Origin of the sequence: Stenotrophomonas sp. AR029 (genome assembly GCF_047520695.2) — a bacterium.
Taxonomy (GTDB): Bacteria; Pseudomonadota; Gammaproteobacteria; order Xanthomonadales; family Xanthomonadaceae; genus Stenotrophomonas; species Stenotrophomonas sepilia.
The window spans coordinates 222,329-241,280 of the sequence record NZ_JAXBQQ020000001.1 but is presented as its reverse complement, the minus strand read 5'-3'; the positions used below and the strand labels follow the sequence as shown (position 1 = coordinate 241,280).

The 18,952-nt window shown below is 65.9% G+C and carries 19 protein-coding genes; 8 read left to right on the top strand and 11 right to left on the bottom strand.

Annotation, left to right across the window (positions count from 1 at the left end; translation table 11 throughout):
* From ACM0PB_RS01155 to ACM0PB_RS01125, 7 genes are all read right to left on the bottom strand, one after another.
* Positions 1–426 carry a hypothetical protein gene (locus ACM0PB_RS01155; protein WP_005417496.1) on the bottom strand — a complete coding sequence of 142 codons (426 nt, stop codon included), beginning with the start codon at positions 424–426 and terminating at the stop codon, positions 1–3.
* A gap of 106 nt (positions 427–532) precedes the next feature.
* On the bottom strand, positions 533–1,138 hold the full coding sequence (locus tag ACM0PB_RS01150; RefSeq protein ID WP_065178600.1) for a YggN family protein: 606 nt from the start codon (positions 1,136–1,138) through the stop codon (positions 533–535).
* Positions 1,139–1,167: 29 nt separating this feature from the next.
* Positions 1,168–2,055 (bottom strand): DUF4097 family beta strand repeat-containing protein, encoded by an 888-nt coding sequence (locus ACM0PB_RS01145; RefSeq protein ID WP_171955547.1) that lies wholly within the window; start codon positions 2,053–2,055, stop codon positions 1,168–1,170.
* Between the two features lie 25 nt (positions 2,056–2,080).
* Positions 2,081–3,109 carry an ABC-2 transporter permease gene (locus ACM0PB_RS01140; RefSeq protein WP_065178601.1) on the bottom strand — a complete coding sequence of 343 codons (1,029 nt, stop codon included), beginning with the start codon at positions 3,107–3,109 and terminating at the stop codon, positions 2,081–2,083.
* On the bottom strand, positions 3,106–3,981 hold the full coding sequence (locus tag ACM0PB_RS01135) for an ABC transporter ATP-binding protein (RefSeq protein ID WP_005417484.1): 876 nt from the start codon (positions 3,979–3,981) through the stop codon (positions 3,106–3,108). Before ACM0PB_RS01135 ends, ACM0PB_RS01140 begins: the two co-directional genes overlap by 4 nt.
* A complete protein-coding gene (locus ACM0PB_RS01130; RefSeq protein WP_005417481.1) occupies positions 3,981–4,340 on the bottom strand; it encodes a GntR family transcriptional regulator in 360 nt (119 codons plus the stop codon). Before ACM0PB_RS01130 ends, ACM0PB_RS01135 begins: the two co-directional genes overlap by 1 nt.
* Before the next feature lie 2 nt (positions 4,341–4,342).
* The gene (locus ACM0PB_RS01125; protein WP_171955546.1) at positions 4,343–4,579 is read right to left on the bottom strand and encodes a hypothetical protein; all 237 of its coding nucleotides are present in this window, start codon (positions 4,577–4,579) and stop codon (positions 4,343–4,345) included.
* A gap of 365 nt (positions 4,580–4,944) precedes the next feature.
* On the opposite strand from ACM0PB_RS01125, the gene ACM0PB_RS01120 reads away from it, so the two are divergent.
* The 6 genes from ACM0PB_RS01120 (at position 4,945) to ACM0PB_RS01095 (ending at position 11,026) form a co-directional block, all read left to right on the top strand.
* Positions 4,945–5,532 (top strand): glutathione peroxidase, encoded by a 588-nt coding sequence (locus tag ACM0PB_RS01120; protein ID WP_053499455.1) that lies wholly within the window; start codon positions 4,945–4,947, stop codon positions 5,530–5,532.
* A gap of 96 nt (positions 5,533–5,628) precedes the next feature.
* Positions 5,629–6,606 carry an FKBP-type peptidyl-prolyl cis-trans isomerase gene (locus tag ACM0PB_RS01115; protein ID WP_014037761.1) on the top strand — a complete coding sequence of 326 codons (978 nt, stop codon included), beginning with the start codon at positions 5,629–5,631 and terminating at the stop codon, positions 6,604–6,606.
* A 23-nt stretch (positions 6,607–6,629) separates the two neighbouring features.
* A complete protein-coding gene (locus ACM0PB_RS01110) occupies positions 6,630–7,979 on the top strand; it encodes a UDP-glucose dehydrogenase family protein (RefSeq protein WP_065178603.1) in 1,350 nt (449 codons plus the stop codon).
* A complete protein-coding gene (locus tag ACM0PB_RS01105; protein WP_005410256.1) occupies positions 7,972–8,214 on the top strand; it encodes a SlyX family protein in 243 nt (80 codons plus the stop codon). Before ACM0PB_RS01110 ends, ACM0PB_RS01105 begins: the two co-directional genes overlap by 8 nt.
* 10 nt (positions 8,215–8,224) lie before the next feature.
* Positions 8,225–8,905, top strand: coding sequence for a DUF2058 domain-containing protein (locus ACM0PB_RS01100; RefSeq protein WP_005417446.1), 681 nt, complete (start codon positions 8,225–8,227; stop codon positions 8,903–8,905).
* 48 nt (positions 8,906–8,953) lie between these two features.
* Entirely contained in the window at positions 8,954–11,026 is a 2,073-nt protein-coding gene (locus ACM0PB_RS01095) for an acyltransferase family protein (protein WP_065178604.1), read from the top strand.
* 12 nt (positions 11,027–11,038) lie between these two features.
* On the opposite strand, the gene ACM0PB_RS01090 is transcribed toward ACM0PB_RS01095, so the two are convergent.
* The 4 genes from ACM0PB_RS01090 to ACM0PB_RS01075 all read right to left on the bottom strand — a co-directional run bounded on the left by ACM0PB_RS01090 (position 11,039) and on the right by ACM0PB_RS01075 (position 17,086).
* Positions 11,039–12,223, bottom strand: coding sequence for an MFS transporter (locus ACM0PB_RS01090; protein WP_065178605.1), 1,185 nt, complete (start codon positions 12,221–12,223; stop codon positions 11,039–11,041).
* Positions 12,224–12,309: 86 nt separating this feature from the next.
* On the bottom strand, positions 12,310–14,994 hold the full coding sequence (gene metH, locus ACM0PB_RS01085) for a methionine synthase (RefSeq protein WP_065178606.1): 2,685 nt from the start codon (positions 14,992–14,994) through the stop codon (positions 12,310–12,312).
* 57 nt (positions 14,995–15,051) lie between these two features.
* Positions 15,052–16,143 (bottom strand): homocysteine S-methyltransferase family protein, encoded by a 1,092-nt coding sequence (locus ACM0PB_RS01080; protein WP_065178607.1) that lies wholly within the window; start codon positions 16,141–16,143, stop codon positions 15,052–15,054.
* Between the two features lie 13 nt (positions 16,144–16,156).
* The gene (locus tag ACM0PB_RS01075; protein WP_049412993.1) at positions 16,157–17,086 is read right to left on the bottom strand and encodes an ArsR/SmtB family transcription factor; all 930 of its coding nucleotides are present in this window, start codon (positions 17,084–17,086) and stop codon (positions 16,157–16,159) included.
* Between the two features lie 152 nt (positions 17,087–17,238).
* Between ACM0PB_RS01075 and ACM0PB_RS01070 the strand changes: the two genes are divergently transcribed.
* Together ACM0PB_RS01070 and ACM0PB_RS01065 are read left to right on the top strand one after the other, a co-directional pair.
* Complete coding sequence (locus ACM0PB_RS01070; RefSeq protein ID WP_005417433.1) at positions 17,239–18,387, top strand: acyl-CoA dehydrogenase family protein; 1,149 nt, start codon at positions 17,239–17,241, stop codon at positions 18,385–18,387.
* Positions 18,388–18,447: 60 nt separating this feature from the next.
* Positions 18,448–18,819 (top strand): hypothetical protein, encoded by a 372-nt coding sequence (locus ACM0PB_RS01065; protein WP_414604717.1) that lies wholly within the window; start codon positions 18,448–18,450, stop codon positions 18,817–18,819.
* Positions 18,820–18,952: the final 133 nt, after the last annotated feature.

Sequence of the window (18,952 nt, the reverse complement as noted above, 5' to 3'; positions counted from 1 at the left end):
TCAGCGACGGTCGGCGACGATGTTGCCGAACGTGTCGGTGTAATCCTTGAACTCGGGTATGCGCTGGATCAGGTCCGCCGGAATCACTTCCATGCCCTCCGGCGGCTGGATCTTCACCGGTTGCATGTTGGGATCGGCCGGGGCGGCGACCAGGGTGTTCTGGCGCAGCACCTGCAGCCTGCCGAACATCGTCTGCAGCATCTGCTTCTGCCCTTCGTCCAGCGGGATCTGGATCTCGTCCACCTTCATCGTGCCATCGCCGAGGATGATGATGTTCGGTGCCGGCGGGCGACGCACGGTCACCATCCCTTCACTGACGGAAATCTTGGGCTTGCCGCGCTCGGCGCGGTGGTTGCGGTAATCCTTGTCACAGCCGACCAGGCCCAGGCAGAGCAGGGCGGCCAGCAGCAGGAACAACTTCTTCATGGCATTCGGTTCGGGGGCGTCCGGGGCCGCCATTGTAAGCCGGTCGGCACGCTACGGCCGGCAGCGGGGCGCCGCTGCCGGCCGGGTGCGCTGATCTGTCACAGGCCTAGCGCTGGACCACGGTGTCCTTGCCGCAGTCGTCGACGTCACTCTGGTCCATTGTGGCGTAGGGCTTGAACGCGGGCAGCGAAGCGGCCAACGCCTGCTGGCTGGCCAGCATCGCCGGCATGCGGTTGCAGATGCGCTTGGCCTGGGCTTCGATCTTCTCCGCCTCGGCATTGATCCGCTTCTCGATGCCCTCGCTGTCGCCGCTGAAGATGCCCTTCAGGGCCTCTCCGGCAGCACTGGCGCCGAGCTTGGCACCGGCCAGGCCGACATCCATGCCGTCCATTGCAATGGCGACCACGTGGCCGCGGTACTCCTGCAGTTGGCGGCGCTGGGTTTCGTTGGCGGCCACTTCCTTGCCGGCGATCAGCAGGCGGCCATCCGGGGTGATCTCGGCACGCGGCTGCTTGTCGGCCGAGATCTTGATGTTGCCCTCGGTGATGTCCTTGCGGGCATCGTCCATGGCCTCCTTGACAGTCTGGCCGACGCCGCTGGTGGCCTCGGCGACGCTCTTGCCGATGGTCTTGTCGGGTGCGGAAGAAGTGCCGCCGCAGGCGATCAGCGGCAGGCACAGCAGGGTGGCAGGCAGCACGCGCAGCAGATTCATGGCAGTTTCCTCGATCGATCCGTTAGCGGTTACTTCTTACGGGGCAGGGTGACGGTGCCACTGACGTTGCGGTGGCCGACATCGCCGCTGCCGCTGTGGTCGACGGTCAGGCTGCCGCGCACGCCATCGACCTGGATGTCCCCCGAGCCGTGGCTGCGCACATGCACATTGCCGCCGATGTCGGACAGATCAACATCGCCCGAGCCGACCACACCGACCTCGACGTTGCCTTGCACGCGCTTGAACCCGATGTCGCCGGAACCGACCGTGTCCAGTCGTGCGTTGCCGCGGACATCGTTGATCTTCAGGTCACCCGAACCGACAGTGCCGGTGACCGCATCGCCACCGATGTTGCGCACCTTGACGTCGCCGGAACCCAGCGAAAGCAGGTTCAGCGAACTGCCGCCATCAATGTCCAGGTCGCCCGAACCCACCGCTGCGTGGATGCTGCCGCGGGTGCCACGCACGATGGCATCACCGGAGCCGACATCCACGCTCAGCGACTGCGCGTTGTCCACGCTGGCGTCGCCGGAGCCGACCTTCAGCTGCAGGGGCAGGTTGTCCGGCACGCTGCCACGGATGTCCAGCCAGGCGTAGCTGCTGCCCAGGCTGATGCCGCTGTCGCGGCCCTCGCGGCGCAGGCTCACCACCAGCTTGTCGCCCACCCTGCGCTGGTCCAGTACCAGCTGGTCCAGCCATTCCTGGCTGGACGCGCAGGCGCGGCCATCGAGCTGGCCAGTGCCCTTGCCGGCGACGACCTTCAGGTCGTGCTGGTTGACCTCGAGCACCACAGCCCTGGCACCGGCCACATCCAGCTTCAGCGTGCGGGCGGCGGTGAACTTGCAGTTCGGAGCATCGGCGGCCAGCGCCGACAGCGGCAACAGCAACAACGCAGAACAGGCGAGCAGGGAACGCATGGGTGGTGCCTCCGGGTGGATGGAATCAGATCTCGCCGGCGCGCTTGCGCAGACGGATGGCAAGGACGATGAACACGGCGCCGACGGCGGCGCCGATCCACAGTTCCGGCATCGCCAGTGACTTCAGCTGCGAGGCCGGCGACATCAGGCTGACCACCGATTCGAGGTCGCGACGCGTGCCTTCCTCGGCGCTGAGGCGATACACCAGGTCCGTGCCCGGTACGCCGCCCAGCAGCAGCCGGCCAACGATGTTCTGCCAGAACCAGCCCGTGGTCAGGCCGATCAGCGGCATCACCTTGGTCGTGCTGACGATGACGCCGGCGAACAGCGGCAGCATCACCGCCCACAGGAACGGCTTGCTGCGGGCCCAGGCCGAGCACAGCAGCAGCCAGCCGGCGGTGGGCAGGGCCCACAGGGCGTAGACCGGGATCCAGGCCAGGTGGCCGGCGGCCAGGGTCAGCGGGCTGGCCGGGCCCCAGATCAGGGTCATTGGGCTGCCGCCGTGCATCAGCGCGACGATGCTGATCACCAGCATGAAGCCGAACATGGTGATGATGCCGGCGATCACCGCGATCAGCGGGGCCACGATCAGTGCGCTGATCACCTTGGACAGCACGGTCTGGGTATCCGACAGCGGCAGTGACTTCCAGAACAGGATGCTGCGGTCGCGGCGGTCGTCGTACAGGGCACCCAGGCAGTAGAAAAACACCACGAAGGCCAGTACCAGGAACGGCCAGGCCGAGCTGAGCACCAGGGTCAGGTCGAGGCCGTTGCCGAGGTCAGCCAGGTCCTTGGCACTGATGTCGCGGGTCAGCAGGGCCAGGTCCAGGCCGTTGATGTTCACGTCTTCGCCGTCGATGTGCAGGCCACCATCACGCGCGGCCCGGTGCAGGGCGAACAGGCCGAAGGCGATGCCGATGGTGCTCATCACCAGCGAGATCAGGCCGGCGATCAACGGTGCATACAGGAAACCGCCACGGTTCTCCCAGTACTCGCGCTTGAGCAGCCAGCGCAGGGTGCCCATCGGGCTGACGGGGTGGTTGACGGCATTCATGCGTAGGTCCCCTTCATGATGGCGACGAACAGATCGGCCAGGCCCGGGCTGCGGGTCTCGCCAAGGGTGGAGAGCTGGGTGCGCGGCACGCCATCGAACAGCATCACGGTCTTTCCGAACGCCAGGCTGCGCTCGTCGATCGGCTTCAGCGCACGCGCGGTCTCCAGCTGGTCGGCGTTGACCAGCAGCTCGGTGTAGCGCTGGCCGACATCGTCCATGTCCGCGTCGAGCACGATGCGGCCATCACGGATGAACATGACGTCGCTGAGGATGTGCTCGATCTCTTCCACCTGATGGGTGGTGACGATGATGGTCTTCTGTTCGTCGAAGTAGTCCTCCAGCAGGCGCTGGTAGAACTCCTTGCGATAGAGGATGTCCAGGCCGAGAGTCGGCTCGTCCAGCACCAGGATGCGGGCGTCGATGGCCATCACCAGCGCCAGGTGCAGCTGCACGATCATGCCCTTGGACAGTTCGCGCACGCGCTGCTTCGGTTGCAGCTTGGTATTGGCCAGGAAGCGCTCGCAGCGGGCCCGGTCGAAGCGCGGGTGCACGCCGGCGACGAAGTCGATCGCCTCGCGCACCTTCAGCCAGCGCGGCAGCACGGCGACGTCGGCGATGAAGCAGATGTCATTCATCAGCTCGTCGCGATGCAGTCGCGGATCGCGGCCGAGCACGCTCAGGTCGCCTTCCACCGAGGTGAGGCCGAGGATGGCCTTCAGTGCGGTGGTCTTGCCGGCGCCGTTGGGGCCGATCAAGCCGACGATGCGCCCGCTCGGAATGCTGAAGCTGGCGTTGTCGAGGGCTACCGTGGTCCTGTAGGCCTTGCGCAGGCCTCGCGCGGTGATGACGGGTTCGCTTGCAGTGCTGTTCATCAGACGTTCCCCTGGGGCAGCAATTCGTCGAGGCTCAGGCCCAGGCGCTGAATGCGCTCCAGCACCGCGGGCCATTCTTCGTTGAGGAAGCGCTCGCGCTCGCTGCTGCGCAGCTGCGTGGCCGCCTGCTCGGTCATGAACATGCCCAGGCCGCGGCGCTTCTCGACCAGGCCTTCATCGGCCAGTTCCTGGTAGGCGCGCGAAACGGTGATGGGGTTGAGTTGATAGTCGGCGGCCACCTGGCGCACCGAAGGCAGGGCATCGCCCGGCTTCAGGATTCCGTCGAGCATCATGGCGATCACGCGCTCCTTCAATTGACGGTAGATGGGAGCGCCGTCGCTCCACTGGATGTCGCTCATATTCAGCTCCGTGGGGTCAGCGGCTGGGCGAACGAGAAATACGGCATGGACAGGGAGCTGTGCAGCCGACGCGGGGGAGGGGGGGGGGAATCGGCGTTCCCGGCCGGTGCAGCGGTTGCGTCCTGCGCACTGTCGGGAGAGGCGGGGGTGGTGGGCGTGGCCAGCCAGGCCAGCACGATCAGGGTCGAAACAGCAGCGGCCGCGGGTGCGGTGAGGTTGCGACGGATGCGGGCGTTCACGGCTTCCCCCTGTCTCAGGTGACTGGTGTTGTATGCAACTATAACACCGGCACGCCTGGGTGCAACCCCCTGCCGTCCCCAACTGATGGCAGGGGTGGTCAAATTGCTGAAATATCCTCTTATCCATTTGATTGGAAAGGGAAATAAATTTGATGTGCGGGCTGGTCCAGTTCCGCCTGCCATTCAGTGTTGTCCATGCTATGTCATCACTGCGCCGTCGTTGGCAAGGCCAGCGGGAAGACGCCACGCCGCGCAAAGCCGCTGGCGCTTGCCGCAACGGGGGGGGCGGGGGGCGGTGCTATAGTTCGGCCGATTCCCGGCCGCTACCGGCCGGCCCTGTGAATGGCTACCGCGGACCGCTCTCGATGCCCCTGCCGACCGTTATCCCGCGCCGCCTGCGCGGCCTGTCCCTGCTGACCCTGCTGGTGGCCGGCTTGGCCGGTTCCTCCCATGTGCTGGCGGCCGATCTGCTGGACCTGGAGTACCGCCCACTCGCGAGCAAGCAGCAGGTCAACCTGCAGCAGCGCTACCACGGGCAGGTACTGCTGGTGGTCAATACCGCAAGCAAGTGCGGCTATACCCCTCAGTACGAAGGCCTGGAGGCGCTGCAGAAGCGTTATGCCGGCCGCGGCTTTGCCGTGCTCGGTTTCCCGTCCAACGATTTCAAGGGCCAGGAGCCCGGTGACGAAAAGCAGATCCAGGATTTCTGCACGCTCACCTACGGCGTCAGGTTCCCGATGTTCGAGAAGGTGCATGTCGTCGGTGCACAGGCCACGCCGCTGTACCAGAGGCTGACCGCGGCCACCGGCGTGGCGCCGGGCTGGAACTTCCACAAGTACCTGGTCGGCCGCGATGGCAAGGTCATTGCCCAGTTCGCCAGCAAGGTAACGCCGGACGATCCGCAGCTGACCGCCGCCATCGACAAGGCGCTGGCCGCAGCCGCCACGCATTGATATCCGGCACGGATGCCTCGACATCGACGGCATGCGTGCGACAATGTTTCTTTTCGCGCCGACGTCGGCGCCCAGACACTTCCAGGAATGCAGCGAATGAAGATGGGAATGCGCGGCGCCGCGGCGTCGGTTCTGATTCTGGCGATGGGCACTTCGGGTGTCGCTCTGTCGCAACAACCGGCTGCCCCCGCAGCCGCCAAGGAGACCGCAACCTTGAATTCCCCCAAGCAGAAGCTCGGCTACGCCATCGGCCTTGATGTCGCCAAGTCGTTCACCCCGATCGCCGATGAGATCGATGTGGCCGCGCTGCGCACTGCCGTGGAGCGTTCGTTCGAAGGCCTGCAGCCGCAGATCACCCAGGAACAGGCCAAGGCCACCGATGCCGCGTTGCGCCAGGTCGTGATGGCCCGCAGTGGCCAGCAGGTGCCGGGCATGGCGCCGGGTTCGCAGCCGCCGAAGGTCGATCGCGTCAAAGTGTCGCAGATGATCGGTTCGTACTCGGTCGGCCCGTCGCTGGCACAGCTGAAGGACGACATCGATGTCGCCTCGCTGTTTGACGCGATCAGCACAGGCCTGAGCAAGGGCCAGCCGAAGATGACGGAAGCTGACGCGACCGCCACCATCCAGGCCTTCATGGGCAGCAAGCAGGCCGAGATGCAGGCCAAGGCCGCCGCCGCTGCGCAGACCAACCGCGAGGAAGGCAACGCGTTCCTGGCCAAGAACAAGACCCAGCCGGGCGTGGTGACCACCCCGTCTGGCCTGCAGTACCAGATCATCCGCCCGGGTAGCGGCGAGCGCCCGCTGCCGAGCAGCAAGGTGCGTGTGAACTACGAAGGCAAGCTGCTCAACGGCACCGTGTTTGACAGCTCCTATGGTCGCCAGCCGGCCGAGTTCGGCCTGGACCAGGTGATCAAGGGCTGGACCGAAGGCGTCGCGCTGATGCCGGTCGGTTCGAAGTACCGCTTCTGGATCCCGGGTGAGCTGGCTTACGGTGAGAACGGCACCCCGGGTGGCCCGATCGGCCCGAACGCGACTCTGACCTTCGACGTCGAGCTGCTGGGCGTCCTGCCGTAAGCGACCACGGAGCCTGCACGGACATGCGCGTTGCGATTTTCGGTACCGGTTATGTAGGGCTGGTGACCGGTACCTGCCTGGCCGATGTCGGCCACCAGGTGGTCTGCGTCGATATCGACCAGGCCAAGGTCGATGGCCTCAACCAGGGCATCATCCCGATCTATGAGCCGGGCCTGGAGCCGATGGTGAAGGCCAACCACGCCGCGTCGCGGCTGGCGTTCACCACCGATGCCGCGGCCGCGATCGGCCACGGCCAGGTCGTGTTCATCGCCGTCGGCACGCCGCCGGACGAGGATGGCAGTGCCGATCTGCAGTACGTGCTGGCTGTGGCCCGCACCATCGGGCGGCACATGAGCGTGCCGACCGTGGTGGTCAACAAGTCGACGGTGCCGGTGGGCACCGCCGACAAGGTGCGTGCTGCCATTGCCGCAGAGTTGGCGGCACGTGGCGCGGACATCGCCTTCGATGTGGTGTCCAACCCGGAATTCCTGAAGGAAGGCGACGCTGTCGCCGACTGCATGCGCCCGGATCGCATCATCATCGGCGCGACCAGCGCCGAGTCGGTGGCGGTGATGCGGCGCCTGTACGCACCGTTCAACCGCAACCACGACCGCGTGGTGGAAATGGACGTGCGTTCGGCGGAGCTGACCAAGTACGCCGCCAACGCGATGCTGGCGACCAAGATCTCGTTCATGAACGAAATCGCCAACATCGCCGAACGTGTCGGCGCCGATGTCGAGCAGGTCCGCCAGGGCATTGGCTCGGATCCGCGCATCGGCTGGCATTTCATCTACCCGGGCGCCGGTTACGGCGGCTCGTGCTTCCCCAAGGATGTGCAGGCGCTGGCCCGCACCGCGCAGCAGGCCGGCCTGGAGCCGAAGCTGCTGAACGCCGTGGAAGCGGTCAACGACGCGCAGAAGGGCCATCTGTTCGCTCTCATCCAGCGTCATTACGACAAGGGTGAAGACGAAGGTGTGCGTGGCAAGACCTTTGCCGTGTGGGGCCTGGCGTTCAAGCCGAACACCGATGACATGCGCGAAGCCTCCAGCCGTCGCCTGCTGGCGCAGCTGTGGGAAGGCGGCGCGACGGTGCGTGCCTACGATCCGGAAGCGATGCACGAGTCGCAGCGCATCTTCGGCGAGCGCGATGATCTGGTGTTCTGCAGCAGTGCCGATGAGGCGCTGCAGGGGGCCGATGCACTGGTCGTGGTGACCGAGTGGAAGCAGTTCCGCAGCCCCGATTTCCAGAGGCTGCGCGAGCAGTTGAAGGACGCGGTGGTGTTCGACGGCCGCAACCTGTATGAGCCGGCGGATGTGGAAGCGGCGGGCCTGGCGTACTACGGCATTGGCCGGGGGCGCTCGCTGCATGTCTGATCTGCTGCCAACCGAACGCGAGCAGGCGCTGGAAGCGCGCCTGGTCGAACTGGAAATGCGCGTGTCCTTCCAGGAACAGGCGCTGGCCGAACTGAGCGATGCGCTGGCCGATGCCCGCATGCAGGGCATGCGCAACGCCGACGTGCTGCGCGTGCTGCTGGAAGACCTGGGCAAGGTCCGCAACGCGCTGAATTCTTCCGATCCGGCGAGCGAACCGCCGCCGCCGCACTACTGATCCGAATCCTATGAGCGATACCCTCCGCGACCAGCTGATGGGCCTGGGCTTCAAGCCTGCGCCCAAGCCCGAGCGCAAGAATGATGGCCCCCGCCGTGATGGTCGCCCGCAGGGCAAGGGTGGCAACGGCAATGGAAAGCCGCAGGGCGCTGGCAAGGGCGAGCACAAGCCCGGCGAGCGTCGTGGGCATGGCCACGGCGGCCCGGGCAAGCCCGGTCAGTCACGTGGCCCAGGCCAGCAGGGCCCGCGCAAGCCGCGCAGCGCCGAAGAGATGGACCTGGCCAAGGCCTACGCCATCCGCGCGCAGAAGGAAAAGGAAGAGCGCATCGAGACCGAGCGCCTGAAGCAGGAAGAGGCGCGTGTGCGCCGCGAGGCCAAGGCCAAGCTGGAAGAACTGCTGAAGGACAAGAGCCTGAACTCGGAAGCGGCCGATATCGCCCGCCACTTCCCATATGGCGGCAAGATCAAGCGCATCTATGTGACCGCCGAACAGCTGACCGCGCTCAATGCCGGCGAGCTTGGGGTGGTCCAGCTCAATGGCCGCTACCTGCTGGTGACCGCCGAGGTGCTGGCGCAGTCCGAGGCGGTGTTCGCCGCGTCGGTGGCGCTGAAGGTCGATCCGAATGCGCCGGCCGAGGAGGATCCGTACGCGGACCCGCAATACCAGGTGCCGGACGACCTGGTCTGGTAAGCGCGTGACCGCCGCGGGCGCGCTGCCGTCGCGGCCGTGGGGGAAGGGATGACCGCTGATCCAAGCCGCGGCTACGTGCCGCACATTGACGGCCTGCGCGCGATCGCGGTGCTGGCCGTCATCGTGTTCCACCTGGACCCGGCCTGGTTGCCAGGCGGGTTCACTGGCGTGGATGTGTTCTTCGTCATCTCCGGTTTCGTGGTCAGCGCATCAGTACACCGGCTGCCGCCGCTGTCGCTGGGGCAGTCGATGCTGCGCTTCTATGCGCGTCGCATCCGTCGCATCGCACCAGCGCTGCTGGCGTGCGTGTTGCTGACCGCTGTGGCGAGCGTGCTGTTCATTCCCGAGTCGTGGCTCAGCGAAGCCAGCGACAAGACGGGGCTGATGGCGTTGTTCGGCTTCAGCAACTGGGTGCTGGCGGCGATCGGCAACGATTACTTCGCGCCCAAGGCCGAATTCAATCCCTATACCCATACCTGGTCGCTGGGTGTGGAAGAGCAGTTCTACCTGCTGTTCCCGTTGCTGTTCCTGGCCTGGGCACGTGGCGCGCGCGGGCGTTGGATCAGCCTGGGCCTGTTCGCACTGGTCAGCATGGCATCGCTGCTGCACGCTGCGGTGCTGGGTCTGCGCGAGGCGCCGCCATCGTGGGCGTTCTACGCCACCAGCACCCGTCTCTGGCAACTGGGGGTGGGCGTGCTGTTGTTCCAGCTGCTGCACGTGCGGCAATCGCTGGACCCGGCAACCAGTCAGGCACTGAAGCGCGCTGCGCCGGTGTTTTCCCTGCTGGCCATGATGGCGCTGGCCCTGCTGGGGTGGGCGCTATGGTCCTCGCGTGCCGGGCGCTCGCCGTGGCCTGACGGCCTGCTGCCGGCCTTCGCCACCGCGGGCCTGCTCTGGGCGCTGCATCACCATCCGCAGGCATGGGTGGCGCGCCTGTTGGCCAGCGCTCCGATGCGCCGCATCGGTCTGCTTTCGTACTCGCTGTATCTGTGGCACTGGCCGGTGTTCGTGCTGATGCGCTGGACCGTGGGCCTGCAGGCACCCTGGCAGATGACCGCTGCGATGGTGCTGGTACTGGTGCTGTCATGGGCGTCGTGGCGCTGGGTGGAACAGCCGTTCCGCGGCACGTTGGCGCAGCGCCTGCGCCCCGGGCGTTGGGTGCTGGCCGGCGCGGTCGTACTGCTGTGCGCCGCCGGTATCCAGGCATTGCTCTATCAGCAGGCGCCACGACTGTCGCTGAGTACCGTCAGCCGGCATCCGGCCGATTGGTACCCCAATGGCAAGAGCGTGGCTGGCGATTATCCCAATTGCGCTCTGCTGGCTGCCAAGCATCGTTTCGAAGGCGGCAGTGCGCGGACCTTTGCCCGTGGAAACTGCGACCGCCCGACGCCGGCCGGCGCGCCGAAGCGGGTGTTTGTTGCCGGTGATTCGCATGCGATGGCTTACATCGAGCTGCTGCAGCGGCTGGCGCTGGAAACCGGCTCGGAGGTCTCCCTCTATGGCCGCGGCGGATGCCCGCAGGTGAGCCTGCAGAAGTGGCGTGGGGCGGGTGCCGGTTGCGCTGATTTCGATGCCGCGGTGTTCGCCGATATCGCGCGGCGCGCGCAGCCGGGCGATGCCGTGGTGCTGGTGTCGCTGCGGATGCCGCGCCTGTCCGATCAGTTCGTGCTGTTCGATGCGCGGGCGCAGCTGGCGGGCGAACTGACAGCGGAGGCCACGGCAGGGCGTGAGGCCGAAGCGGTCGAGGCGATCAAGCAGTGGAAGCCACTGGCCGAGCGCGGTGTGCGCATCGTGCTGGAGGCGCCCAAGCCGGTGCTGCCGGCGCCGCCCTATCGCTGCTCGGACCAATTCAATGCGCGCAACGAAGTCTGCCGCAATGGCCTGGACAGCACGCGCGAGGCGATGGAAGCGCTGCGTGCGCCGATGCTGGGCAGCCTGCAGCAGGTGGTTGATGGACTGCCGGGTGGCGTGCTGTGGGACCCGATGCCGGTGCTGTGCGACGACGCGCTATGTCCCGCGCAGCGCGATGGCCGCCCGCTGTTCTTCGATGGAGATCATCTCAGCGCGCATGGCAACCGCGTGCTGCTGCCATCGCTGCAGCAGGTGTTGCTGCAGCGCTGAATCGGAGCGTTGTCAGTGTGCGCCGTGGGTCCGGCGCGCGCGTATCAGCGGCAGGCTCAGCGCGAAGAAGCAGAGCAGGGCGCCAATCAGGGCGAAGCCGCTGCCGGCCAGGAACGCGGTGCGGCCGTCGTCGATCTTCCACAGTTGGCCGGCAATGAGCGCGCCCAGCACACCGCCGACACCGGACGAAAAGCCGTACAGCAGTCCTTGGCCGTGGCCGTTGAGACGACCGGGGAAGTAGGTCGCCAGCATCTGCATCGCTGCAGCGAAGAACGCGGCAAAGCCCAGCGCGTGCGCGGTCTGCGCCAGAAGCATCACCGGCAGGTTCTCCGGGAACAGTGCGGTCACGGCCCAGCGCAGGCAGGAACTGACCAGCGCGATCAGCAGCATCCAGCTGGCGTCGTAGCGGCGGAAGAAGCGGCCGATGGTGAAGAACACGCCCACTTCGAAGACCACGCCGATGGTCCACAGCAGGCCAAGGGTGGAGGTACGGTAGCCGTGATGGTCCATGTAGACCGAAAAGAACGTGTAGTACGGGCCGAACGACAGCTGTTCCATGAAGGCGGCCAGGAAGAACGCCAGCACCGGCGGTCGGCGCACGATCTGCCAGAAGCCGCTGGTGTCACCCGCAGTCTTGCCGATGCCGCGCGCGTAGTGGTTGCTGAAGGCCGAGGCAACCAGCAGCACGAACAGGGGCAGCATCATCCACGGCAACAATCCGGCGTGGTTGCCGGCGCCATCGCCCTCGATCAGCCAGCCGAACAGGGTGACCACGGCGATGAAACCGAGCGAGCCCCAGACCCGGATCAACCCGTAGCGATGGCTGTCGTTGCCCAGGTGGGTGAGGGTGATCGACTCGAACTGCGGCATCACCGCGTTGTAGAAGAAGCAGAACACGATCATCGCCGGGTACATCCACGGCTGCGGCAGTGGCAGCAGGAAGGCAGCGAAGCTGAGCAGGGTCAGCACGCAGCCGACGCGCAGCAGGCGGATCGGCCGCGGTGATGCGGCCGCCAGCGAGGTCCAGGTACTGGGTGCGATCACGCGGGTGGCGTACCACAGGCCCATCATCACGCTGATCGCGGTCACGCTCATGCCGCGCGCGGTCAGGAACAGGCTCCAGTACGGCGTGAACGCGCCGAGCGCCGCGTAGTAGAACAGGTAGAAACTTGAGAGGCGGGCAACGGGAACGGTCATCGCCGAATGATGAAGCAAAAAAGGGGACGGAGGGGATTAAGTCGCTAATGCACAAACGACTTAATCCCCTCCGTCCCCTTTTTGTGTCATTCGGGGTCGTAGTCGAGGTTGGAGGCCAGCCAGCGTTCGGCTTGGGCGCGGTCCACGCCCTTGCGCCGGGCATAGTCGGTGACCTGTTCGCGGCTGAGACGCCCGACCACGAAGTACTGGCTCTGCGGATGGCTGAAGTAGTAGCCCGAGACAGCGGCCGTGGGCAGCATCGCGAAGCTCTCGGTCAATTCCATGCCCGCGTTCTTCTCAGCCTGCAGCAGGTCGAACAGGCGGCGCTTCTCGCTGTGCTCGGGGCAGGCCGGGTAGCCCGGTGCCGGACGGATGCCGCGGTACTGCTCGTCGATCAGGGCCTCGTTGTCCAGCGTCTCGGCGCGGTCGTAGCCCCAGAATTCGGTACGCACGCGCTGGTGCAGGCGCTCGGCCAGCGCCTCGGCGAAGCGGTCGGCCAATGCTTTCAGCAGGATCGCGTTGTAATCGTCATGCTCGGCCTCGAAGCGCGCGACGTGGGCGTCGATGCCGATGCCGGCGGTGACAGCGAACGCGCCGATCCAGTCCTGCTTTCCGCTGTCGGCCGGTGCAATGAAATCGGCCAGGCAGAAATCCGGGCGTTCGGCTGGCTTGTCCACCTGCTGGCGCAGGAAGTGCAGGGTGGTTTCGCCCTGTGCGTGCTGCACGCGGACATCGTCGCCGATGCTGTTGGCCGGCCACAGGCCGAACACGGCCTTGGCCGTCAGCCACTTCTCGCCGACGATGCGCTCGAGCATCGCACGGGCATCCTTGTACAGCTCGCTGGCCTGGGTACCGACGATCCCGTCGGTGAGGATCGCCGGGAACTTGCCGGCCAGCTCCCAGGCCTGGAAGAACGGCGTCCAGTCGATGTAGTGGACCAGTTCGGCCAGGGGATAGTCGTCGAACACGTGCAGGCCGGGCTGATTCGGTGTCGGTGGAGTGTAGTTGTCCCAGCCGCCATGGAATTTCTGCGCGCGCGCATGTTCCAGTGTGACCAGGCGCTTGGCGTCGCCCCGGTTGCGGTGGCGTGCGCGGATTTCGGCATAGTCGGCTTCGTTGGCGGCAACGAAGGCCTCGCGCAGATCACGCGAGATCAGCGACTGCGCCACGCCAACCGCGCGCGACGCATCCTTCACCCACACCGTCGGCGCCTTGTAGTGCGGGTCGATCTTCAGCGCGGTATGCGCACGCGAAGTGGTCGCGCCCCCGATCAGCAGCGGCAGGTCGAAGCCCTGGCGCTCCATCTCGCGGGCGACGTGGCTCATCTCCTCCAGGGACGGGGTGATCAGCCCGGACAGGCCGATCAGGTCTGCGTTGTGCTCGCGGGCAGCATCGAGGATCTTCTGCGCCGGCACCATCACGCCGAGGTCGACCACGTCGAAGTTGTTGCAGGCCAGTACGACGCCGACGATGTTCTTGCCGATGTCATGCACATCGCCCTTCACCGTGGCCATGATGATCTTGCCGTTGCTCTTGGCGGTGTCACCGCTGCGCGCCTTTTCCGCTTCGATGTAAGGCAGCAGGTAGGCCACGGCCTTCTTCATCACGCGCGCGGATTTCACCACCTGTGGCAGGAACATCTTGCCGGCGCCGAACAGGTCGCCGACGATGTTCATGCCGTCCATAAGCGGTCCTTCGATCACGTCCAGCGGGCGGCTGGAGGCCTGCCGGGCCAGTTCGGTGTCTTCCTCGACGAAGGCATCCAGGCCGTGTACCAGGGCATGTGCCAAGCGCTGTGCCACCGGCTTGTCGCGCCAGGCCAGATCTTCGGTCTTCGCCGCGCCCTTCTTGCCCTTGTAGCGCTCGGCGATCTCCAGCAGGCGCTCGGTGGCATCGCTTCGGCGGTTGAGGATCACGTCCTCGACACGCTCGCGCAGGTCCGGCTCCAGTTCGTCGTAGATCGGCATCGCGCCGGCGTTGACGATGCCCATGTCCATGCCGGCGGCGATCGCGTGGTACAGGAACACCGAATGGATGGCCTGGCGCACGGTTTCGTTGCCTCGGAACGAGAACGAGACGTTGGAGACGCCGCCGGAGACATGGCAGTGCGGAAGGGTCTGCTTGATGATGCGGGTGGCTTCGATGAAGTCCACCGCGTAGTTGTCGTGCTCTTCGATGCCGGTGGCGACGGCGAAGATGTTCGGGTCGAAGATGATGTCCTGCGGCGGGAAGCCGATCTCGTCGACCAGGATGCGGTAGGCGCGTGTGCAGATCTCGACCTTGCGCGCACAGGTGTCTGCCTGCCCGGCCTCGTCAAACGCCATCACCACTGCCGCGGCACCATAGCGTAGCACCTTGCGCGCGTGCTCGCGGAACAGCGCTTCGCCTTCCTTCAGCGAGATCGAGTTGACCACGCTCTTGCCCTGCAGGCATTTCAGGCCGGCCTCGATCACGCTCCACTTGGAGGAGTCGACCATCACCGGGATGCGCGCGATGTCCGGCTCGGACATGATCAGGTTGAGGTAGCGCGTCATCGCCGCTTCCGAATCGATCAGGCCCTCGTCCATGTTGACGTCGAGGATCTGCGCGCCGCTGGCCACCTGCTGGCGGGCCACGTCCACCGCCTCCTCGTAGCGGCCTTCCTTGATCAGCTTGCGGAACTGCGCGCTGCCGGTGACGTTGGTGCGTTCGCCGACATTGATGAACAGCAGGTCCGGGGTGATGACCAGAGGTTCCAGGCCGGACAGGCGGGTAGGGCGGACAGGCGTCATGGCAGGCGTCGGCTCAACAGCAGTAGGGCGGGAAGTGCGGGACAGTGGCGGCAACGTTCATGCGGCCTGCTCCCGGGTGCCGGGCAGTGCGCGCGGCGGCAGTCCGGCCACGGCATTGGCAATTGCACGGATATGCTCGGGGGTGGAGCCACAGCAGCCGCCGACCAGGTTCAACAGGCCATCCTCGGCGAAGCCGCGCAGGGTGGTGGCCATCTCTTCAGGGGTTTCGTCGTACTCGCCGAACGCGTTGGGCAGGCCTGCATTGGGGTGGGCGCTGACGTAACAGTCGGCGACCTGCGAGAGGGTTTCCACATGCGGGCGCATCGCATCGGCACCCAGCGCGCAGTTCAAGCCGATCGACAACGGCCGGGCGTGGGCGAGAGATGCGTGGAAGGCCTCGGCGGTCTGCCCGGACAGGGTGCGACCGGAAGCGTCGGTGATGGTGCCGGAGATCATCACCGGCAGCCGCGCGCCGCGCGCATCGAACGCTTCCTCCAGCGCATACAGCGCGGCCTTGGCGTTGAGCGTGTCGAAGATGGTCTCGACCATGAGGGTGTCGGCGCCGCCGTCGATCAGGCCCTCGATGGCTTCGCGGTAGGTGTCGCGCAGCTCGTCGAAGCTGGTATTGCGGAAGCCGGGATCGTTGACGTCGGGGCTGATCGAAGCGGTGCGGCTGGTCGGGCCGATCACCCCGATCACGAAGCGCGGCTTGCCCGGAGTGGTTGCGGCCACTGCATCACAGCACGTGCGCGCGACCGCAGCGCCGGCCTTGTTCAACTCGTACACCAGGTGCTCGAGGTGGTAGTCGGCCTGGCTGACCGAGGTTGCATTGAAGGTGTTGGTTTCGACCAGGTCCGCACCGGCCTCGAGGTAGGCGGTGTGGATATCGGCGACGATCTGCGGCCGGGTCAGCAGCAGCAGATCGTTGTTGCCCTTCAGGTCATGGCCTTCCGGTGTGGCGTGATCACAGCCGGAGCCATGCAGATGGTCATAGCCACCGGCGAAGCGTTCGCCACGGTAATCGTCTTCCTGCAGGCCGTGGCGCTGGATCATCGTACCCATCGCACCATCGATGATCAGGATCCGCTCGCGCAGGGCGTCGAGCAGGGCGTTGGCACGATCGGGATGCAACCAGGGCAGGGCGGGCATGGCGGTCTGTGGCTCAGGGCTTGTTGGCGATCAGCGAAATCACTTCGAAGTGCGGCGGCCGCTTCTCGCGGGTGACCGTCTCCAGGCTGGACACCTGCAGGCCGGCCTTGTCGACGAACCTGCGCAGCTCCTTGTCGCTGAAGCCGAGGTTGACGTGGCCATAGGCCTCCACCGCTGCCTTGTGCTCGTGGCGGGCCAGGCTGCACAGCAGCAGGCGGCCGCCCGGGCGCAGTACGCGTGCAGCTTCGGTCACCGCCTGCGCCGGTTTGCTGGCGTAGGTGAGCGCATGCATCAGCACGACCAGGTCGAAGCTGGCATCCTTGAACGGCAGGGCATGCATGTCGCCCTCGCGCACTTCCACATTGGGCAGGCGGCGCAGGCGTTCACTGGCGGCGGCAACCACGCGCGCGCTGGTATCGATGCAGATGTAGCGCTTGGAATGCGGGGCAACCAGTTCGGCCAGCACGCCATCACCAGAGGCGATATCCAGCACGTCGCCGGTCTCAAGCAGCGGCAGCGCGGTGCGGGCCAGCGCCTCCCAGGTGCGCCCGGGCGAGTAGTGGCGTTCCATGTCGCCGGCCACGCTGTCGGCCCAGTTCTGGTCGGAGGCGCGGTGGGCCAGCACGGCGGCCACGCGTTCAGCGTCCTGGCGCAGCAGCGGGTCATCGCTTCCGTTGCTCAAGGCATGCCACAATGCACGCTGCGCGGGGTCCAGCTGGGCCTCGTCGAAGCGGTAGTAGGCCGACACGCCGGCACGGCGGTCGCGGACCAGGCCGGCTTCCTTCAGGCGTGCCAGGTGGGTGGACACGCGCGGCTGCGCCAGCCGGGTGATCGCCGACAGTTCGGCCACGGTCAGTTCCTCCTGCTCCAGCAGCGCCAGCAGGCGCACGCGAGTGGCATCGGCGAACACCTTCAGGCGGGTCGACCAGTCTTCCAGATCCATAAACATCTACCTATCGCGATATAGAGATATATTCGCTGAAGGGGCTGTCGCGGTCAAGTCGCCAGCGTACGGAAACTGCCGGGCCCCGGTACAATCGGAGCACCTGGGCGCGCCGTATGCGGCCCATAACTTCATGTACCCGGGAGGGTGTTGTGGATTTCAGCTTTACCGAAGAGCAGTTGATGCTGCAGGACGTTGCGCGGCGTATCGCGCAGGAAAAGATCGCCCCCAGTGCGGAGCATCATGACCGCACCGGCGAGTTCCCGCTGGACAACATCCGCCTGCTGGGCGAGAACGGCCTGATGGGCATTGAAGTGCCGACCGAATACGGCGGTGCGGGCATGGACCCGGTTGCGTACGTGCTGGCGATGGTGGAGGTCGCCGCCGCCGACGCAGCCCATTCGACCATCATGTCGGTCAACAATTCGCTGTTCTGCAACGGCATCCTGACCCACGGTACCGAGCAGCAGAAGCAGACCTACGTACGTGCCATCGCCGAAGGCACGGCCATCGGCGCGTTCGCGCTGACCGAGCCGCAGTCCGGTTCCGATGCCACCGCCATGCGCTGCCGCGCGGTGAAGCAGGCCGACGGCACCTTCGTCATCAATGGCAAGAAGAGCTGGATCACCTCCGGTCCGGTGGCCAAGTACATCGTGCTGTTCGCGATGAGCGAGCCGGACAAGGCCGCGCGCGGCATCACCGCCTTCATCATCGATACCGACAAGGCCGGTTTCGGTCGTGGCAAGACCGAGCCCAAGCTGGGCATCCGCGCCTCGGCCACCTGCGAGATCGAGTTCAACGACTACGTGGCGCAGGCCGAAGACGTGCTGGGCCAGGAAGGCGAGGGATTCAAGATCGCCATGAGCGTGCTCGATGCCGGTCGCATTGGCATCGCTTCGCAGGCCATCGGCATCGCCCGTGCCGCCTATGAAGCGACGATTGAATACGTCAAGGAGCGCAAGGCATTCGGCGCGGCCATCGGTACCTTCCAGATGACCCAGGCCAAGATTGCCGACATGAAGTGCAAGCTGGACGCAGCGCTGCTGCTGACCCTGCGCGCGGCGTGGGTGAAGGGCCAGGGCAAGCGCTTCAGCAATGAGGCTGCCATTGCCAAGCTGACCGCCTCTGAGGCGGCGATGTGGATTACCCACCAGGCGGTGCAGATCCACGGCGGCATGGGGTATTCCAAGGAAATGCCGCTGGAGCGCTACTTCCGTGATGCCAAGATCACCGAGATCTACGAAGGTACTTCGGAGATCCAGCGCCTGGTGATCGCCCGCAACGAAACCGGGCTGCGCTGAGTCGCAGGGCCGCGCCGCCGCAATGGCGGCGCGGCGGTAGGTCCACGCCACGCGTGGATGATGGTCATCCAGATGACGTCATTGCCGTTGGCCTGCAGAGACGCATGCTGCTCTAATGCAGTCCGTTTCTTCGAGGATGACGACGTGATCTATCGCGGTTGGGGAATCATGACGCTGGTGACGCCGATTGCAGCGATCCTGCTGCTGGCGTACTTCTTTCCGCATGACGGCCCCAGGGGCAATACTCCGCTGTCACAGGTTCTGTTGGGCTCAGGCCTCGGCGCAGCGGTGAACGTGGTGCTGGGCCTGTGGCTCAACCGTGCGCCGCGGCGGAAGGGGGAGGCCGCGCCCCACCATTTCTTCTTCGTACCCATGCAGTGGGCCTCGCTGATTCTGGTGGCGGTGTGCGCCGTGGTCGCGGTGATGCGCTGAGGCGTTGCCCGAACAGCGCCAACCAAGGTTGGCGGCTACCGGCAATGCCGTTGTTCCGGTAGATGCCAACCTGGGTTGGCATGAATTCAACTGTGGCAATAAAAAGGCCCCGGATCGCTCCGGGGCCTTCTCG

Bases quoted from the DNA above. Each gene is read 5' to 3' on its own strand.
- ACM0PB_RS01155 (WP_005417496.1), bottom strand. From the start codon at position 426: ATGAAGAAGTTGTTCCTGCTGCTGGCCGCCCTGCTCTGCCTGGGCCTG.
- ACM0PB_RS01150 (WP_065178600.1), bottom strand. From the start codon at position 1,138: ATGAATCTGCTGCGCGTGCTGCCTGCCACCCTGCTGTGCCTGCCGCTG.
- ACM0PB_RS01145 (WP_171955547.1), bottom strand. From the start codon at position 2,055: ATGCGTTCCCTGCTCGCCTGTTCTGCGTTGTTGCTGTTGCCGCTGTCG.
- ACM0PB_RS01140 (WP_065178601.1), bottom strand. From the start codon at position 3,109: ATGAATGCCGTCAACCACCCCGTCAGCCCGATGGGCACCCTGCGCTGG.
- ACM0PB_RS01135 (WP_005417484.1), bottom strand. From the start codon at position 3,981: ATGAACAGCACTGCAAGCGAACCCGTCATCACCGCGCGAGGCCTGCGC.
- ACM0PB_RS01130 (WP_005417481.1), bottom strand. From the start codon at position 4,340: ATGAGCGACATCCAGTGGAGCGACGGCGCTCCCATCTACCGTCAATTG.
- ACM0PB_RS01120 (WP_053499455.1), top strand. From the start codon at position 4,945: ATGCCCCTGCCGACCGTTATCCCGCGCCGCCTGCGCGGCCTGTCCCTG.
- ACM0PB_RS01115 (WP_014037761.1), top strand. From the start codon at position 5,629: ATGAAGATGGGAATGCGCGGCGCCGCGGCGTCGGTTCTGATTCTGGCG.
- ACM0PB_RS01110 (WP_065178603.1), top strand. From the start codon at position 6,630: ATGCGCGTTGCGATTTTCGGTACCGGTTATGTAGGGCTGGTGACCGGT.
- ACM0PB_RS01105 (WP_005410256.1), top strand. From the start codon at position 7,972: ATGTCTGATCTGCTGCCAACCGAACGCGAGCAGGCGCTGGAAGCGCGC.
- ACM0PB_RS01100 (WP_005417446.1), top strand. From the start codon at position 8,225: ATGAGCGATACCCTCCGCGACCAGCTGATGGGCCTGGGCTTCAAGCCT.
- ACM0PB_RS01095 (WP_065178604.1), top strand. From the start codon at position 8,954: ATGACCGCTGATCCAAGCCGCGGCTACGTGCCGCACATTGACGGCCTG.
- ACM0PB_RS01090 (WP_065178605.1), bottom strand. From the start codon at position 12,223: ATGACCGTTCCCGTTGCCCGCCTCTCAAGTTTCTACCTGTTCTACTAC.
- metH (WP_065178606.1), bottom strand. From the start codon at position 14,994: ATGACGCCTGTCCGCCCTACCCGCCTGTCCGGCCTGGAACCTCTGGTC.
- ACM0PB_RS01080 (WP_065178607.1), bottom strand. From the start codon at position 16,143: ATGCCCGCCCTGCCCTGGTTGCATCCCGATCGTGCCAACGCCCTGCTC.
- ACM0PB_RS01075 (WP_049412993.1), bottom strand. From the start codon at position 17,086: ATGGATCTGGAAGACTGGTCGACCCGCCTGAAGGTGTTCGCCGATGCC.
- ACM0PB_RS01065 (WP_414604717.1), top strand. From the start codon at position 18,448: ATGGTCATCCAGATGACGTCATTGCCGTTGGCCTGCAGAGACGCATGC.